A 17511-nucleotide genomic window follows, 5' to 3' on the forward strand; every position below is an offset into this window, starting at 1 on the left:
CAGGGGGAAAATTCAGGTACTTTTTCCCTGAAAATTAGGTAGTTGACCACCTGAAAATCGGTAAAACCCATCCCCCATCCCCCAACCCCCAACCCCCAACCCCCAACCCCCAACCCCCAACCCCCACCGAAAAACTTTTTCAGCAGACCCTATTTAGGCTAATTTTGGCTTTAAATCGCTTTAATAAATTAAATTTGCTCATTTAAACCCGATAAGATTGGTGAGCTAATAAATTATTTTCGATCGGGATCGCAAAGTTCAACCTTTAGGGTATGATTGGGAACATTAATTATTTTTTTATGTATTGCACTAAAACGTAGAGGGCAAGCAGCAGTGATTAGAGTAGCGATCAATGGTTTCGGACGGATTGGACGTAATTTCCTAAGATGTTGGTTAGGACGGACTGATAGTGGCTTGGAGGTAGTGGGGATCAATGATACATCCGATCCCCGAAGTAACGCTCACCTGCTCAAATATGACTCGATGTTAGGCAAACTTAACGCTGATATCGATGCCGATGATAATTCTTTAATTGTTAACGGTAAAACCATTAAATGTTATTCCGATCGCAATCCCCTCAATCTGCCCTGGGCAGAATGGGGTGTAGATCTAGTGATCGAAGCTACCGGTGTTTTCGTCGATGAAGAGGGCGCTTCTAAGCATATTGTCGCAGGAGCTAAAAAAGTCCTCATTACCGCACCGGGTAAAGGTTCGGGTGTGGGAACCTATGTCGTCGGTGTCAACGCTCACGAATACGAACACGATAAATACAATGTCATCAGCAATGCCAGTTGTACCACCAACTGTCTTGCTCCTGTCGTCAAAGTGATTCACGAAAACTTCGGCATCATCAAAGGGACGATGACCACCACCCACAGTTACACTGGTGATCAACGCATTCTCGATGCTAGTCACCGGGATCTCCGTCGCGCTCGCGCCGCTGCCGTTAACATCGTTCCCACCTCCACCGGTGCTGCCAAAGCTGTAGCCTTAGTTATCCCCGAAATGAAAGGGAAACTTAACGGTATCGCCCTGCGTGTACCCACTCCTAACGTTTCTGTAGTGGATTTAGTCGCGCAAGTGGAAAAAAGCACGATCGCGGAACAGGTAAACGAAGTTCTCAAAGAAGCTGCGGAAAATTCTTTGAAAGGAATTCTCGAATATAATGATTTACCCCTCGTTTCCTCTGATTATCGCGGTGTTGATGCCTCCTCGATCATCGATGCTAGTCTCACCATGGTGATGGGTGGCGATATGGTGAAAGTTATCGCTTGGTACGATAACGAATGGGGTTACTCCCAACGCGTGGTTGATCTCGCTGAAGTCGTCGCCAGCAAGTGGAAGGCCTAATTTTTGGGCGTTAGGGGATAGGGAAATGGGGGAATGGGGGAATTCAACTAACACCCCAACACCCTAAAACCCTAACCCCCGCACCCCGATTCCTTTCAACTGATAAGTGACAAATTCTCACTGAAAAAGCGCCGATAGATTCCCTCTGTCACCAATTGAGCGGTGATTAGGTTAGCTAGGGCAATCATAAACAGGATCAGTATCTGGTAGGAAGCGGCGTTTAAAGGTTCACTTCCTGCCAATACCTGTCCGGTGAACATTCCGGGTAAACTGACTAAACCCACTACCATCATCTGATTGAGGGTGGGGATTAAACTAGCTCGAATCGCTTCTTTTTGATAACCTGCGATCGCTTGTTGAGGGGTTGCCCCCAAACAAAGATGGGTTTCGATTTCTAAACGGTGACTTTTAATCGCACTGCTTAATCTTTCCCCGGCTAAAGAGGCACTATTCATGGCATTGCCTAACACCATCCCTGTCAAGGGAATTAAGTATTGGGGTGAGTACCATTGTTCTGGTTGAATAATTAAAGCGATCGCATAACCTAAAGTTAGACAGCTACTAATCAATAAAGAGCCGAAAACTAGCGGTAATAAGCCTTTATCCCGGCTATCAATGCGATTTTTAGCAACAATAGTCGCAATAGTCATCATCACTGCCAAAATCCCCAGCACAGCTAGAGGATTATCCAGGGAAAAAATAACGGCGATAACGTAGCCTACCACTAATAATTGCAGGATCGATCGACCGGTCGCTAATAATAATTGTCCCTCTAGAGCTAAATTTGACCAACGGGAGAGGAGTAAACAAATACCCATCATCCCCAAAGCCCAACCCAAATCCACCAGATTTAGTTCTACTAATCCATCCATAAAAATAAAAGAAACAAATTACAAGGATACTTCATCTATAAATAGCAAGTTTATAATTATTTTTGACTAATTAATCCTTCTTTTCGCCGACAAATCCCGATTAGTCTCTAATTTGAGTGAAAGCGCGTGAGTAAAATTCCCCCCGTCGATTTATCCCGTCAATACCAAGTCATCAGCGAAGAAGCTAACCATGCCGTTTTAGAAATCCTCCGTTCTGGGCGCTATATTGGTGGCGAAGCTGTGAGCGAATTAGAACGACAATTTGCCCTCTATCATGGTGTTAGCGATTGTGTTGCCTGTAATTCGGGGACTGATGCCCTTTATCTGGCACTACGCGCCCTCGGTATTCAAGCGGGGGATGAAGTAATTACTTCTACTTTTTCGTTTATTGCCACCGCCGAAGCGATTAATTTAGTCGGGGCAGTGCCGGTTTTTGTCGATATCGATATTAATACTTTTAACCTCGATGTGGCACTGTTGGAAAAAGCGCTTACTCCCCAGACTAAAGCGATTATCCCCGTACACCTTTTTGGGCAATCTGTCAATATGTCTGAGGTGGTAAATTTCGCTCGTTCTCATAATTTATTGGTGATTGAGGATTGCGCGCAAGCAACGGGAGCAGAATGGCATGGGCAGAAAGTGGGGAGTATCGGCGATATTGGCTGTTTTAGCTTCTTTCCCACCAAAAATTTAGGCGGTTGTGGCGATGGTGGCGCAATTACCACCAATAACCCCGAGTTAGCGGCACAAATTCGCATGATTAAAGAACACGGCAGCAAGGTGCGTTATCTCCATGAGGTAATTGGGGTGAATAGCCGCTTAGATGCCATTCAAGCGGTTATTTTGCAAATTAAGCTAAAATATCTCGATTTTTGGAATAATCAACGGATCGAGATTGCCCAACGTTATCGGGAATTACTGCAACCTTTGCCTAATATCACTTTACCCGCCGCTTTAGCCGGAGGTAAGCACGTTTGGAATCAGTACACAATCCTAACGGAAAATCGTGACCAAATGCGGGCGGCTTTGCAGGAAAAAGATGTCCTATCGATGGTGTATTATCCGATTCCCCTACATTTACAGCCGGTTTATCAGTATTTAGGCTATAAAAAAGGTGATTTACCCATGGCTGAATTGGCCAGTGAAAAAGTGTTATCTTTACCTATGTTCCCCGATTTAAGCTTTGAGGAACAACAACAGGTAGCCTACGCGCTAAAAGATTGTTTGCATAGTTCCTGAGTTATCAGTGGGAATTATGAATTATGAATTATGAATTATGAATTATCAATTATGAATTATCAATTATGGTTCTTCGTTACTTAGTATGGTTCGATAGGGCGGCATAAATGGACTAAATCTTTATCTGGCAAGAGATTTAATTGATTAGTTCGCTCTAGATCGAAAACAATTAACAAAAATCGCCAAATGTCTTTCTCTATAAGAGTTTCATTCCTTATAACCCTGTACGTTGCATAAGACAAACCGAAGAACCTCAATTATGAATTAGGAAGTGGGAAGAATAAACAAAAATAATCTCCTGACGACCGACTCCTGACGACCGGCTACTGACTCCTAACCCCACCAACAGACTTATTCAGCCAACCCTACTTAAGCGGTTAAATCGATTAACTTTTGTTTTAAAGTTTCCAATCCTAGCCGCCGAATAGCCGAGATAAAAACAGCTTGGGGATATTTTTCCTTAGCTATTTCCAAATCGTCGCTTTTTACCTGATCCAACTTATTAAACACCATTAACATTGGACCGGTTTGAATCGGCATCTCCGAGAGGATTTTTAATACCGAGGCAATCTGACTTTCCCAAGCTGGATGGGACAGATCCACCAGATGGAGTAAGGCATCTGCTTCCGTTACTTCCTCCAAAGTTGCCCGAAAAGCATCCACCAGCGAGGGGGGTAATTCGTGGATAAAACCCACCGTATCGGTTAGTAAGAGGGGGTGAGATGTTTGGGTAAGGGGATCGGTAATAGTTAAGCGTCGGGTAGTGGGATCAAGGGTAGCAAACAGTTGATCGGCGGTATACACTTCGGCAGCGGTGAGAGCATTAATTAAAGTAGATTTTCCCGCATTGGTGTAACCGACGATCGCCACACTGGCTACATCTTGTTTTTGCCGTTGTTTGCGTAAACGGGAACGATGAGCTTGCAGTTGATCCACCTCATCCTGGAGACGGGATAAACGACGTTGAATAGTTCGGCGTTCTGTTTCTAATTTTGTCTCCCCCGGTCCGCGAGTGCCAATTCCTCCCCCTAATCTCGACATGGCTAATCCGCGCCCGGTGAGACGGGGTAAAGTGTATTCTAATTGGGCTAATTCTACCTGTAGTTTACCCGCTTGGGATTGGGCCCGTTGGGCGAAAATATCCAGGATTACCTCGGTGCGATCAACGACTCTCACCCCGATTTGGTTCTCTAGATTGCGAATTTGGGCGGGAGAAAGGTCGCGATTGAATACAACTAAATTAGCTCCCGAAGTTTGCACCTGTAGGGCGATTTCTGCCACTTTTCCCGAACCGATCACTGTTTGAGGATGGGGATGATCGCGTTTTTGTCGGGTGACTTGCAAAACTTTGCCCCCGGCGGTATCAACTAAACGTTCTAATTCGCTTAAACCGTCCTCAAACTGGCGATCGCTCATACCGTCGGTGATTAAACCAACCAATAGCACCCGATCTTCGGCTGTATCAACGGTTATAGCCGTAAATTCTCGCTGAAACTCCGCCTCTAGTCCTTCCACTAACTCTAAAAAGTCCTGTTTGCTTAAATCCTCTAGATTTAAGGGAGGGGAGACAGACCAGTATATATTACTATTGACATTTGTTTGACTTTGTGGTATGAGATGAGCCAGATAGACTTGCTCCACATAACCAGTTGCCCCACCACCGCGACGGATCATACCTGTACCGGTTAGAGTTAAGATCACCAGTGCGTCTAATCGTTGCAAAGCCATGGCGGTTAAACTGGATTCTTTTGGCGGTTCCTGCTTGAGTTCCGTGGCGATGCAACGAATTCCGCAAAGACGCTCAGAACCGTAGCGGGGTAGTTCCAAGAGAGAAAATTGGGTTTGTCGGGGGGTTCCCACTCCCACACGAATTACCTGGCCGCGACGGTTGATATAGGTGCAGAGGGGTTGATGGATATCGGTACTGATGGCCGCCAGTCTTTGGGCGAATTCTGGGGTGGTGAGAGTATCAATAGGCAAGCGTTCATGGTACAGCCTTTGTAGCTGTTTCATCTGACTGGCTTTCAGTCCCTGGGTATTGCCGAAGATGGTATCGATAGGCTTTCCTCGCAATTAGAATTTTATCTATTATTGTAGCGATTATGAGACTCGCCGCTCCTTGAGGGCGTTTCTTTCTCCTCAAAATGAGGTGTGATAGTTAGGGCTTGCTGAATAAATCTAAAAACCTTGTTGGGTAAGACTTTTAGACTTTTTGTCAATCAAAAAGTACCAGTTCTGGGAGTGATCGGGGGAAAATTCCGGGACTTTTTCTTTGAAAATTAGGTAATTGACCCCCTCAGAATCGGTAAAAACCTACACCCCACACCCCACACCCTGTCCCCACGAAAAACTTTTTCAGCAGACCCTAGTTAGTAAAAGTATAGTCAAATATAGACAGACTGAATTCCATTTCAGAAATTCCCTTCACTCTATTAAAAACGGATGGGAAATGATTAATAATTTCTTTGTAAACGGCAAAACAGATAAAAAATTTCTATGAAAAAACGGGCAAAAATTGGCAGGACCAAAAATGCTGATCAGCTTGGAACAACTGAGATAGAGCATCGTCAATCTGGACATTCAAAATGTCACCAACTTGCCGTGATCCCGATGCTAATAGTCAGAGGGAGACTTGCACAATTTCAAAATCTAAGTTAATCTCTCCTAAAAGTCACCTTTAGGTATTTTGACTAAAAAGAAAGTTGCCTAACTTCTACTCTAGCCTCAAGGCTAATGCTGAAAGCTAGAATCATCGGCTGAATCGACTGGCTCTAGCTAACTCTTTACACCACAGGAGGTCTGTTTGAAAGAGACTTTTATCCACAACCCCATGACATCCGCTACCCCAGAACAGAATTGCACTGCTGAGTCTAACCGAATCCGTTGCTCGGCTGCCCTGCTGGGATTAGCACTCTCTCTGGGAGTACCTAGCATTCTCAACTCCACCTCAGAATCAGCCCAGGCCGCCAATTCTGTACCCTTAGAATGGGAAGTAATTGACCTGTCCCAAAAAGCAAAAGGTGCGGGTAAAGAACTAAAAGAACCGCAAATAATCCAATCCCAAGCACTTGCTACCGTCAAATTCATCGCCACATCAGTGGTTGAGCATCAGGTAAAACCGGGAGAATCCCTGTGGAGTTTAGCCGACACCTATCAAACCACCCCTACAGCGATCGCTACCCGCAATAATCTCCCCCCCCAATCCGATCTGATTATCGGACAAACCTTAAAAATTCCCACTCCTGAGCAGTTGCCCCCGGCAGCCCCGGCAGCAACTCCTGAGCAGTTGGATAGTTCCTCTGCTAGTCTGCGTCAAACCCGTCAACGTCTCCAAGAAAGTTTGGCCGCCTTACGGACCGAGGAAATCCCCCATCAGTCCGATTCCGGGGAAACAGTAATCGTCACCGAAACTACCGCTCTCCTTCCCGATAATTCGCCAACCGCTGTCGAGATTCCCGTTATTGCTCCCGAAGAATCGCCCCGACCAACCAGCCAGGTGATCCCGATTCCCGTTCCCACCCCTGAAAGCGATCGCCCGATAGCCACAATTCCCGTTAATCCTCCCTTGACAAGCAGACCGGAAATTCCCAGCGTCGCCCTAGGAAATCCGGCTCCTGTCACTGAAATTCCCGCCGTTCCCAATCCTCGGGTCATAATTCCCCCAGAAAATCAAGTTTATCGGGTTCGGCCAGGGGATACCTTAAACACGATCGCTCGCGCTCTCGGCATCACCCCCGCCGAATTAGCCAGGGAAAACGGCATTGACAATCCCAACCGGATTAAAGTTAATCAAACCCTAGTGATTCCCGACCGCTCTGCCAACGCTAGAGTTAATCAAAATCTTACCCCCTTGGTCGGCGCTCGCCCTAGATTGTCCTTTAACCCCAGCAATCGGCAAAATTTGCCCGCCGCAACCGCCACCACGGAGACGGAAGAATTCCCCGAAAATATCACCGGCAGCTATCGGGAAAGATTGCGCCAAGAGGTGGCTAATCTGCGGGAAACTAACCTTTCGGAAACCCAGAAAAGTATCGCTATTCCCGTCGATAATCCCTCAGAAACCGTCGATGATCGGCAAATAACCCCTAATCCTCAATGGGCTACCATTCGTTCTCGTTCTAACCAAAGCACCCCCCCACAGATTATCGGTTCGGCTCCTACCAATGTGGAAGAATATAATGACCGCCTACGAATTCCCGTCGGCGAAACCGTAGAACCTTCCCTTCCTCCCCTCACTAATCCCGATGAGTATTTACCTAATCCCACCCCCATTTTTACTGGCTTTATCTGGCCCACCAGGGGTGTGTTAACCTCCGGTTTCGGTTGGCGCTGGGGCAGACCTCATCGCGGCATCGATATCGCCGGTCCAGTGGGGACCCCGATTGTGGCGGCGGCCGCCGGTGAAGTAATCTCCTCCGGTTGGAATTCTGGCGGTTATGGCAATCTGGTGAAACTGCGTCACCCCGATGGTAGCACCACTCTCTATGCCCATAACAGCCGTCTGCTGGTGCGTCGCGGCCAAACTGTTCAGCAAGGCGAGCCAATCGCCCAGATGGGTAGCACCGGTTTTAGCACCGGCCCCCACCTACATTTCGAGGTTCACCCCTCCGGCCAGGGAGCAGTCAATCCCATGGCTTTCCTGCCAGGCAGACGTTAAAGATGCCCAGAAAGGGAAGAAAAAATCTTCCCTTTTTTGCTCTTGTGCAATTGGGTGATTGTGTGTTATTATTGATAACTGTGTAAACAACGGCTTAGTAGCTCAGTTGGTCAGAGCAGGGGACTCATAAGCCCAAGGTCGGCAGTTCAAATCTGCCCTGAGCCATTGGACAAGATCCAAGAAAACCAGCAAGATTATAATCAGGTGATATCTCGTTCCCTTTTACTTGGGAACGCTCCCTTCAGGTTCTACCTGATAACTTTTTACTGATAACAGCAGCAAGGGAATTCCAAAGTTTATTAGCTCAATTGTACTATAACTTTTGCCGATACAGTCACTACCATAATATTATTGTAGGAGTGCCTAGTGGTCAGTGAGTTTATCGAACTGCGTGCGCCCAAAATGTCCTATAGATATTTCGACCAAATTGAGATGCAGCCACGGAAACGAAGCCAAGAGAATGAAAAAACCGGAATTTGAATTTGATCCTAATAAAAGCCAAGCTAACAAAAATAAACATGGTCTAGATTTTGTTGAAGCTCAAGTATTATGGTTAGATTCCCAAAAAGTCGAAATTCCAGCCCAAACAAAAAATGAACCACGATTTGTTGTTATTGGTATAATAGCAGGTAAGCATTGGTCAGCTGTAGTTACCTATCGTCAAACCAAAATCCGTATTATTTCAGTCCGACGCTCTAGACCTGAAGAGGTAGAAATTTATGAAAGCTGAAGATTTTGACCGCAAATTTGATGATGGAGAAAATATCATCGAATACTTGGATTTAACTAAAATTAAACGTTCTAATTCCGAGGAACAAACAATTGCGTTTGAGTTTCCCTCATGGATGGTAGAGGCTCTTGAGCAAGAAAGTCAGCGTCGTGATTTACCGTTACAAGCTATTGTCAAAGACTGGATTGAGGAAAAATTGGCGTTGTCAAATTGAAAGATGATCCGAATCAGCACCGGAACTCAAATTGCTTTGATAGCAAGGATTGCATTGCATCTTTCATATTCTGATCTGACAACGCCTAATAATCAATCGCTGCACTGTAATCATCGTCAAGCTGATTATTTTTTCCCTTGCAGTAAGCCAAAACGAATTAAACCCGACTCGTAACCGCGCCGCATTAACCCTAAAGATAAAGCTCCTTGGATAGTAGTATAACCGCTTGCTAACAAACCAGCGATCGCATCTTTGCTGAGGGCCGAATCAATCACCACATCCCAAAAAGCGGCCACCGATAGGGACCAATCATCGGTTTTTAGGTCTTGAAAGCCAATGTCACGGGCAATATCGGCGTATTCTGGCAAAGAAATCACATAGGGGAGACAATAAACCCGATAAATCTCGTTTAATAGCTTAATCTCCCCTGCCGTTAAATTACCGGCCAGGGAAGTGGTGGGACGATGACACCAAGTGGCCATCAAAAAAGTCCCCCCGGGCTGCAAAACCCGATAACATTCCCGCAGAAATTGCCTTTTATCGGGCATATGTTCGCCACTTTCCAATGACCAGACCAGATCAAAATTATTCTCAGGAAAGGGGGTTTTTAGGGCATCAGCCACACAAAAACTCACTTGTTCTTCCATATTGAACTCTTGCGCTCTTTGGCTGGCTCTAGCGGCTTGTACCGGGGAAAGGGTAATCCCCACCCCTTGGCTGTGAAATTTTTCGGCCAGATAAAGGCTACTGCCACCAATACCACAACCTAGATCGAGAATCTGATTAGCGCCGGTGACATCACCCCAAGTTAATAATTCTTCTATTAAATCAATTTGTGCCTGACGGCGATCGAGTTTAATCTTGCCACCCCGACCGTAGTAACCATGGTGCATATGTTCGCCCCAAATCCTTTCCCACAGTCCACTAGAGGAGTCATAAAAATCAGCAATTCGTTGATCAAGTTCCATGGTGATTTCCTAGTTAAGAGAGGCACTCTTGCCAGAGAGCCGAAACACTTACTCAACCCTAACCCGAAACTCTCAGCGACGGACAAAACCCTTCAAAGTCTATCAATGGCTAGGTGGGGTGAAGACCATCAAACCCGACAGCAACCCCGAAAATCGTGTCAGAATAGATCAGTGTAGTCACTGATTATCTTTGAGAAAAATATTTATATGTTAGGACGGGACAGCTACGATTTAGTCATTGTCGGGGGCGGCATAGTCGGAACCACCCTAGCGGTGGCCTTAAAAAATACAGGATTAAATATCGCTATGATCGAGGAACGCCCCCTAGAGGTGGCTGCCGGCCGTCGTCAAGCTTATGCCCTCTCGTTGATGTCGAGCCGGATTTTTACAGGCTTGGGTATCTGGGATAAAATCTCGCCCAGTATCGGTAAATTTAGTCATATTCGCCTTTCTGATGCCGATTACACGATTTTTGTCCCCTTTGTGGTCGATGAGCTAAAAACCGATTATTTGGGCTATGTGGGCGAACATCAAGTGATTCTAACCGCCCTGCACAATGCCAGCCAAGATTGCGATCGCATTGAGTGGTTATCCCCTGCCAAAGTGTTAGAAGTGGAGTACGGAGGAGAAACGGCGACTGTCACCCTGGAAGAAGCCGGTCAAACCCGAAAAATCACCACAAAATTAGTCATCGGGGCCGATGGAGCCAGATCCGCTATCCGGCAAGGGGCGCAAATTAAAACCAAAGGTTGGAAATATTGGCAATCCTGTGTCGCTTTCACCATTAAACATCAACTCGATCGCAACGATACCGCCTTTGAAAGATTTTGGCCCACAGGTCCGATGGGCATTTTACCGCTCCAGGGTAATCGCTGTCAGATCGTTTGGACAAATCCCCATGAAGAAGCGAAAAAACTGCAAGAAATGCCCGAAGCGGAATTTATCAAGAAATTAGAAGCATATACGGGGGGATTACTGGGAAAACTAGAATTAGTTAGCCCCCGCGCTCTCTTTCCCGTACAGTTAATGCAGAGTGATACTTATGTTAAACCCCGACTGGCTTTAATTGGTGATGCCGCTCACTGTTGTCATCCCGTCGGTGGTCAAGGTTTAAATTTAGGCATTCGCGACGCGGCCGCTTTAGCGCAGGTATTAAAGGAAGCAGTGGAAAAGCAAGGGGATATCGGAGCGCTTTCTACCTTAAAATCCTACGAAAAATGGCGTAGATCGGAGAATTTAGCGATTTTAGGCTTTACGGATTTTCTTGATCGCTTGTTCTCCAATAACTGGCCGCCCATCGTTGTCATCCGTCGTCTAGGATTGGCAATTATGCGTGGTTTCCCCCCGTTGAAATTGTTTGCCCTGCAATTAATGACGGGATTAAAAGGACGTATTCCCCAATTAGCTAGATAGCTGGCCGCTAATTCCGGGGATGGGGGAGAAAGGAAGAAAAAAAAAGCTTGCAAAATGTCGCGATTATCGCTATGATGGTTAAGGTTCAATATCGGGGCGTAGCGCAGCTTGGTAGCGCACTACTTTGGGGTAGTAGGGGTCGTGGGTTCGAATCCCGCCGCTCCGATTGCAGAAAAACATAGAGTCAGGTAGGGATGCTCACTAGCAATCCCTATTTTGTCCTGTTTACTCGGAATTTCCTGAATTTATCAGCGTTTCTTATCAAGATAAGACGACCGACTCCCGAAAACGAAAACCTCGTACCTCACCATTAAGATCACTGCTGTAGTAGAAAATGTCTAATCAAATATCAGCTTACGGTTCCTGGAAATCGCCGATTACCTCCGATCTAATTGTGGCAGCATCGATTAGTCTTGGCGGTGTAACTCTAGACGGAGAAGATATTTATTGGTTAGAAGGCAGACCACAGGAAAAGGGGCGAAATGTTTTAGTTAAATTAAACCCCGACGGCACAACTACAGACATCACTCCAGTGCCTTTTAATGTGCGAACTCGTGTCCATGAATACGGGGGAGGTTCCTATCTAATTGTTGCCGGAATTATCTATTTTTGTAATTTTGCTGACCAAAGAATTTATCGCCAAACTGCTGATAGTTTACCCCAACCTCTGACCCGAGAAAATTCCTGTCGTTATGCGGATTTAATTCTCGATGAATTTCGCCATCGTTTAATCTGTATTTGTGAAGATCATAGCCAAAAAGATCGGGAACCAGTTAATAGTATTGTCAGCATCGATGTAGATACGGGAGAAATAGAAACTTTAGTATCAGGCGATGATTTTTATACCTCTCCTCGCTTAAGTGCCGACGGTTCTCGATTAGCTTGGATTAGTTGGAATCATCCTAATATGCCCTGGGATAGTTCTTTTCTTTGGGTGGCCGATATTAATAATCTTTATTTGAGTAATATTCGGGTCATTGCTGGGGGTGAAAATGAGTCGGTGTGTGAACCGCGCTGGTCTGCCGATCAACAGTTATATTTTACCAGTGATCGCAATGATTTCTGGAACTTTTATTGCTTTAAACACGATGAACAAATCGAACCAGTTATCGAACCAATTGATGCTGAATTTGCCTACCCTCATTGGGTTTTTGGTTTATCTAACTACGGCTTTGCTGGGGAATTCCAGATTATTTGTAGCTATACAAAAGATGGCCGTTGGTATTTAGGAAGTATCGATACGCTTAATCGAGAATTCCAAGAAATTATTACTGCTGATACTAACATTTCTTCTCTACAAGTTAGGGAGAACAAAATAGTTTTTATTGGCGGTTCTTTCAGGGAAGTAACGGCGGTTGTCTCAATGGATTTAGCCACAGGAACTAGAGAAATTCTCAAATCTTCTAGTAATTTAACTATTTCTAGCGATTATTTCTCGATTCCGGAAATGCTCGCTTTTCCCACCGGTCAGGGACTAACTGCCTATGCTTGGTATTATCCCCCCAAAAACCCCGATTATACCGCCCCCAATGGCGAATTACCGCCCCTTTTAGTCAAAAGTCACGGTGGACCGACGGCTGCGGCGACCTCTAGTTTAAGTCTGCGGGTGCAATACTGGACCAGTCGCGGCTTTGGCTATCTAGATGTCAATTATGGCGGTAGTACGGGTTATGGTCGTCAATATCGTCAGCGTTTGCTGGGAAATTGGGGAATTGTCGATGTGGAAGACTGCATCAACGGGGCAAAATATTTGGTTAATCAGGGATTAGTCGATGGGGAAAGATTGGCAATTTCTGGAGGCAGCGCTGGTGGTTATACAACTTTAGCGGCCTTAACTTTTCATGATACTTTTAAAGCAGGAGCTAGTTATTACGGAGTTAGTGATTTAGAGGTTTTAGCCAACGATACCCATAAATTCGAGTCGAGATATTTAGATAAATTGGTGGGACTTTATCCTCAAGAAAAGGAAATTTACTATCAGCGATCGCCTATTCATTTTACCGCTCAGTTATCCTGTCCGGTGATCTTTTTCCAAGGTTTAGAAGACCGAGTGGTTCCACCCAATCAAGCGGAAATGATGGTAGAAGCTTTAAAAGCGAAAGGTTTACCCGTTGCTTACGTTCCCTTTGCGGGAGAACAACACGGATTTCGTCAAGCTGAATCGATAAAACGAGCATTAGATGCAGAATTTTATTTCTATTCCCGTCTCTTTGGTTTTACTCCTGCTGATAATTTAGAACCCGTAGAAATTAAGTAGGGTCTGCTGAATAAATCTAAAAACCTTGTTGGGTAAGACTTTTAGACTTTTTGTCAATCAAAAAGTACCGGACTGGGAGTGATCAGGGGAAAATTCAGGTACTTTTTCCCTGAAAATTAGGTAGTTGACCACCTGAAAATCGGTAAAACCCTACACCCCACACCCCACACCCCACACCCTACCACCACCGAAAAACTTTTTGCCGCAAACCCTAACTAAGCCTCAAATTCGGAAACTGGCGGAAGTAGAAGTGATTCAATTAGGATTATTTGAGCAGGTAAACTTAGTGGAATTTGAGAGTGAAGATTATCCAGACGAAAGATTAATTGCTTAATGTGATTAAAGCGAGTCGCAGTGAATCCGCTCAGTCTAAAGAGAGAAAAAAACGGAATCAAGAGAACCTCCCTGTGCATAGTTTTCGGACTTTGTACAGAAGACTTGGGGACGATTTGCTTGAATACAGTAGAATGTACGATTAGAGAGGAAAGTTATCGTTTTTCTAAGATAACTCGACCGACCCAACTGCAACAATCATGCGTTAGATTTATTAGGGGTTTCCCTGATTTGTACCCAGTAACGGGGTATCGTAAATTCTCTTAATCCCTCCTACAGCACAGGTTATGGCTTTTTGTCAACGGGGAAGTCCAGGTATATCACTCCAGCTAGGACTGTTACCCGTTCAGGGGGGGGTTCAAGCGGCCAGTGGCATTGACTCTGTGGGCAAAAATTGCTATTAACTACCCGGAGGGGGAATTACAGGAATTTCGATACCGTCCGGCGCTAAAGGGGGAGGTGTGGGGGTTAGTCCTGGCTGGTCAATCAGTTCAGGGGTACTAACTAAGGGAATATTTTCCACCACGGGAAGACGGGGAGTGATTGGTTGCGAAAACATCGCTTGAATTGCCGCTTTTCTGGTTTCTGGAGGTTCCAAAGCTTGCTGCCAGAGACTTTCATAAAAGAAGAAAATCACCCCTAAACCCCGTTGACGAGCAGCCAACACCTTTTCTTCAATAAAGGGTAGGGCAATCGGTCGATTGCGTAAACCGGTTAAAACTCCCACACCGGTGGGGATAGTTTGCTGGGTTTCCTGAATTTCGGGACGCTCTAATTGTTTGAGAAAACTGGGCAGATCGGGACGATAAACCTGTACGATTAACTCATCGACTAATCCTTGCCGCACCCAACCGAGCCAATCCTGTAAATGACCATTATAGGCGAATTCGTAGGGATTAGGGGCGATCGAAAGGAGTATATTCGGTTTAATTGCCTCAATTGATTCTTTGAGATTAGCCAGAAAAGCGGTGATTTTATCGGCCCGCCATTTTGTCCATTCGGGATCCCGGGGGTTAGCCGGAGGCGTTTTTTCGGTTTCCTGTTGATAAAGGGCGATAGTATAGGGATCATAGCCGAATTCGTTGGGTAAACTCAGATGATCGTCGAATTGGATGCCGTTAATATCGTATTGTCCCACCACTTCCAAGACTAACTCCCGCAGAAAATTCTGCACCTCGGGACGGAAAGGATTCAACCAGACTACCTCCCCGGCTGCCCCTACCCAAGTGGTCCCTCCGTCCCGTTTTTGGGTTAACCAGTCCTGATGTTTTAAGGCTAATTCTGAGGTGGGAGGAGCCATAAATCCGAATTCAAACCAAGGAATGACTAATAATCCCCTTCCACGGGTTTGTTCCACCAATTCTGCTAAGATATCTTGTCCTTGCGCTCCCGTAGGCACAAAAGGCTGTATTCCTTCCCGTTGAGCGATCGCGCTAGGATAGAGAGCATAACCGGAATTCCAAACCACGGGATAGATAGCATTAAAATTAAGATTAACTAATTGCTCGATCGCTTGTTGTCGTTTATCCCTGTCCATCAGCATCGCTGTGTCGTTGGTGGTAATCCAAACACCGCGGATATCAGGATCTCGACTTTGAGAGAAAGCGGCAGAAAAATAGCCTAAGAGTAGGACTATGAGAAAAGATGCTAAGAATAGTAGTATAGGGAACTTTTTAAGAATTTGCCGCCAAACGCTGATCGGAATTAGAAAAGTCATTTCTTTAAGGTGAAGATTAACGGTTTTAACTGGTTATAATACCAGCTTTGCTCAACTCTTTCAGGCTAGATTGACCCAAAATATATAGCTAGACACAATTAATTAGACATATCTAATCATCTCTTGCATGAGTGCCTATCCTAACCAAGAAGTTAATTTTGTCCTACTACTTATATATTTGCCTATTTCTTCACTCGCCACAATTGACCTTGAGGATAGAAATAATCAAGACGAATATCGAATTGATCTAAGGCAAGTAATAAACGATTGGAAGGACGAAAAAGAAATAAGTTGACCTGGGGAATTTCTAGGACTTCTTTTAACTTATCGGTATCGGGGTGAGTGGTAGTCAGGAAGTATTGTACATCAGAATTAAGACGATAATTAAGGGAAAGCAAATCACCTAAGTTAGTCCAGTCATTACCTTCGTCGCTGATAATAATGGCATTGGGTACAGCATTGATTTTTCTGGCAACTTCGCCATTCCAATAACTAGGAACTTTTGCCCAACTGGTTTCGGAAAGAGCATTATTAAAGTTCGATATTATACTAGCAGTTAACAAAAAAGTCAAGATAGTTTTACCTAAAAATTTACCTTGATTAAGCAATTGTGACAAGAAAAAAGCCACAGTTATATAGATAGTGGGAAAGGATGCAATTAGATAACGGGTGACAGTTGATCTAGTGGTAGTAAAAATTATATCTGGAATGACTAAAGCTAGGAAAGTCCCTAGGGTTGAGGTAATCAGAAAAGTAAAAGCTATCGGGTTATTATAGCGATAAACTCGATAAAAAGCATAGATAGTTAAGCTTAAAAAAAACAGTCTATATATATAGGTGAAGATGTTATTAAAACCGAAGTCGGTATCACTAAATAGACAGGTAAAACCTAGAATCCATAATTTACTGATTAATCCCCAATCGAGATAGTTAACGGCAGCCCAACTGGTGGAGTTAAAGGCCCTTTGAGAGTTAGTTAAGAAAACCTGTAACCAGGGTATATATAAAATCATCATTGTTAACCCAGATAACAGGAAAAATATCAAGTTATTTTTTCGCTCTGGTTTCATAACAAGATACCAAATAAGAAAAGCTGCTTGAGCAAATAAGTTGAGGATAAAAAAGAGATGGGTGTAGAGTCCGAGAGTATTAGATAGGGTATATAAAGACCAATTAACAATAGTTCTTTTTTTGAGCCATTTTAACAGCAGTAATTGACTGATTATAGTTAACAGAACCAAAAGACTATACTGACGAGACATTTGAGCAAATATTATATCAACTGGAGAGAGTGCCAATAAAATTACTGCTAAAATTGCCGTTAACTTTGCTGCAAATAATTCTAGGGATAGATAGTAAATAAATGGCAGGGAGAGAAGACTAAAAACAATCGCTAAACTGCGGGAAGAAACGGTAGAAAAACCGAATAGTTTTTCCCAATAGCGAGAGATAATAAAGTATAAAGGTGGATGTTGAGGGTCTTCTTTAGCAAGAGATTTAATTGTATCAACAACATTACTTTCGGGTTTCAGTTGCTGAAATTTTCCTAATTCTGTGGTAGATAAAAGACGATTTTGAAAGATAGTATCAGCGATTTCCTTTGCTTGATAACCAGTGGTTCTAATGGTGGTGTAGGATTCATCGTGCCAATAGATTTTTTTATCGATATTCGCAAAACGAAAAACCACACCGAGAGTTAGGATAATTGCCAAAAGTATTAAGAGCCAATTGGGAGTTTTATAATTAATAGTTGCTTTCATT

13 protein-coding genes, 2 tRNA genes and 1 pseudogene are annotated in these 17511 nt (G+C 44.4%); 11 read left to right on the top strand and 5 right to left on the bottom strand.

Going from position 1 to position 17511, the window contains the following annotated elements; translation table 11 throughout:
* Positions 1 to 333: 333 nt before the first annotated feature.
* The gene (locus tag EWV84_RS19025; RefSeq protein ID WP_287079349.1) at positions 334 to 1350 is read left to right on the top strand and encodes a type I glyceraldehyde-3-phosphate dehydrogenase; all 1017 of its coding nucleotides are present in this window, start codon (positions 334 to 336) and stop codon (positions 1348 to 1350) included.
* A 95-nt stretch (positions 1351 to 1445) separates the two neighbouring features.
* Here the strand turns inward: EWV84_RS19025 and EWV84_RS19030 are convergent, their stop codons facing one another.
* Entirely contained in the window at positions 1446 to 2222 is a 777-nt protein-coding gene (locus EWV84_RS19030) for an ABC transporter permease (RefSeq protein WP_287079350.1), read from the bottom strand.
* Positions 2223 to 2348: 126 nt separating this feature from the next.
* On the opposite strand from EWV84_RS19030, the gene EWV84_RS19035 reads away from it, so the two are divergent.
* Complete coding sequence (locus tag EWV84_RS19035) at positions 2349 to 3461, top strand: DegT/DnrJ/EryC1/StrS family aminotransferase (RefSeq protein WP_287079352.1); 1113 nt, start codon at positions 2349 to 2351, stop codon at positions 3459 to 3461.
* A 369-nt stretch (positions 3462 to 3830) separates the two neighbouring features.
* Here the strand turns inward: EWV84_RS19035 and hflX are convergent, their stop codons facing one another.
* Positions 3831 to 5534: a GTPase HflX gene (gene hflX, locus EWV84_RS19040; protein WP_287079353.1), complete on the bottom strand. Its 1704-nt coding sequence runs from the start codon at positions 5532 to 5534 to the stop codon at positions 3831 to 3833.
* Positions 5535 to 6291: 757 nt separating this feature from the next.
* Here hflX and EWV84_RS19045 point away from each other — a divergent pair.
* From EWV84_RS19045 to brnA, 4 genes are all read left to right on the top strand, one after another.
* Complete coding sequence (locus EWV84_RS19045; protein ID WP_287079355.1) at positions 6292 to 8118, top strand: peptidoglycan DD-metalloendopeptidase family protein; 1827 nt, start codon at positions 6292 to 6294, stop codon at positions 8116 to 8118.
* 91 nt (positions 8119 to 8209) lie between these two features.
* Positions 8210 to 8283, top strand: a tRNA-Met gene (locus EWV84_RS19050).
* A gap of 295 nt (positions 8284 to 8578) precedes the next feature.
* Positions 8579 to 8848 carry a BrnT family toxin gene (locus tag EWV84_RS19055; protein WP_286824858.1) on the top strand — a complete coding sequence of 90 codons (270 nt, stop codon included), beginning with the start codon at positions 8579 to 8581 and terminating at the stop codon, positions 8846 to 8848.
* The gene (brnA, locus tag EWV84_RS19060; protein WP_286824857.1) at positions 8838 to 9062 is read left to right on the top strand and encodes a type II toxin-antitoxin system BrnA family antitoxin; all 225 of its coding nucleotides are present in this window, start codon (positions 8838 to 8840) and stop codon (positions 9060 to 9062) included. Before EWV84_RS19055 ends, brnA begins: the two co-directional genes overlap by 11 nt.
* A 125-nt stretch (positions 9063 to 9187) precedes the next feature.
* Here brnA and EWV84_RS19065 read toward each other — a convergent pair whose 3' ends face one another.
* On the bottom strand, positions 9188 to 10030 hold the full coding sequence (locus EWV84_RS19065; RefSeq protein WP_287079356.1) for a methyltransferase domain-containing protein: 843 nt from the start codon (positions 10028 to 10030) through the stop codon (positions 9188 to 9190).
* A gap of 207 nt (positions 10031 to 10237) precedes the next feature.
* Between EWV84_RS19065 and EWV84_RS19070 the strand changes: the two genes are divergently transcribed.
* From EWV84_RS19070 to EWV84_RS23170, 5 genes and pseudogenes are all read left to right on the top strand, one after another.
* The gene (locus EWV84_RS19070) at positions 10238 to 11443 is read left to right on the top strand and encodes an FAD-dependent hydroxylase (RefSeq protein WP_287079357.1); all 1206 of its coding nucleotides are present in this window, start codon (positions 10238 to 10240) and stop codon (positions 11441 to 11443) included.
* A gap of 92 nt (positions 11444 to 11535) precedes the next feature.
* A tRNA-Pro gene (locus EWV84_RS19075) sits at positions 11536 to 11609 on the top strand.
* Between the two features lie 168 nt (positions 11610 to 11777).
* A complete protein-coding gene (locus tag EWV84_RS19080; RefSeq protein WP_287079359.1) occupies positions 11778 to 13700 on the top strand; it encodes a S9 family peptidase in 1923 nt (640 codons plus the stop codon).
* Between the two features lie 199 nt (positions 13701 to 13899).
* The gene (locus tag EWV84_RS19085; protein WP_287079361.1) at positions 13900 to 14034 is read left to right on the top strand and encodes a hypothetical protein; all 135 of its coding nucleotides are present in this window, start codon (positions 13900 to 13902) and stop codon (positions 14032 to 14034) included.
* A pseudogene (locus EWV84_RS23170) lies at positions 14033 to 14277 on the top strand (IS1634 family transposase); the annotation flags it as partial. The gene EWV84_RS19085 and the pseudogene EWV84_RS23170, both read left to right, overlap by 2 nt.
* Positions 14278 to 14433: 156 nt before the next feature.
* Here the strand turns inward: EWV84_RS23170 and EWV84_RS19090 are convergent.
* Complete coding sequence (locus EWV84_RS19090) at positions 14434 to 15750, bottom strand: family 10 glycosylhydrolase (protein ID WP_286823617.1); 1317 nt, start codon at positions 15748 to 15750, stop codon at positions 14434 to 14436.
* A 182-nt stretch (positions 15751 to 15932) separates the two neighbouring features.
* Complete coding sequence (locus EWV84_RS19095) at positions 15933 to 17510, bottom strand: glycosyltransferase family 39 protein (RefSeq protein ID WP_287079362.1); 1578 nt, start codon at positions 17508 to 17510, stop codon at positions 15933 to 15935.
* Position 17511: the final 1 nt, after the last annotated feature.

Origin of the sequence: Microcystis sp. M_QC_C_20170808_M3Col (assembly GCF_007095505.1) — a bacterium.
Classification (GTDB): Bacteria; Cyanobacteriota; Cyanobacteriia; order Cyanobacteriales; family Microcystaceae; genus Microcystis.

Bases quoted from the DNA above. Each gene is read 5' to 3' on its own strand.
- EWV84_RS19030 (WP_287079350.1), bottom strand. From the start codon at position 2,222: ATGGATGGATTAGTAGAACTAAATCTGGTGGATTTGGGTTGGGCTTTG.
- EWV84_RS19045 (WP_287079355.1), top strand. From the start codon at position 6,292: ATGACATCCGCTACCCCAGAACAGAATTGCACTGCTGAGTCTAACCGA.
- EWV84_RS19055 (WP_286824858.1), top strand. From the start codon at position 8,579: ATGAAAAAACCGGAATTTGAATTTGATCCTAATAAAAGCCAAGCTAAC.
- brnA (WP_286824857.1), top strand. From the start codon at position 8,838: ATGAAAGCTGAAGATTTTGACCGCAAATTTGATGATGGAGAAAATATC.
- EWV84_RS19065 (WP_287079356.1), bottom strand. From the start codon at position 10,030: ATGGAACTTGATCAACGAATTGCTGATTTTTATGACTCCTCTAGTGGA.
- EWV84_RS19070 (WP_287079357.1), top strand. From the start codon at position 10,238: ATGTTAGGACGGGACAGCTACGATTTAGTCATTGTCGGGGGCGGCATA.
- EWV84_RS19080 (WP_287079359.1), top strand. From the start codon at position 11,778: ATGTCTAATCAAATATCAGCTTACGGTTCCTGGAAATCGCCGATTACC.
- EWV84_RS19090 (WP_286823617.1), bottom strand. From the start codon at position 15,750: ATGACTTTTCTAATTCCGATCAGCGTTTGGCGGCAAATTCTTAAAAAG.
- EWV84_RS19095 (WP_287079362.1), bottom strand. From the start codon at position 17,510: ATGAAAGCAACTATTAATTATAAAACTCCCAATTGGCTCTTAATACTT.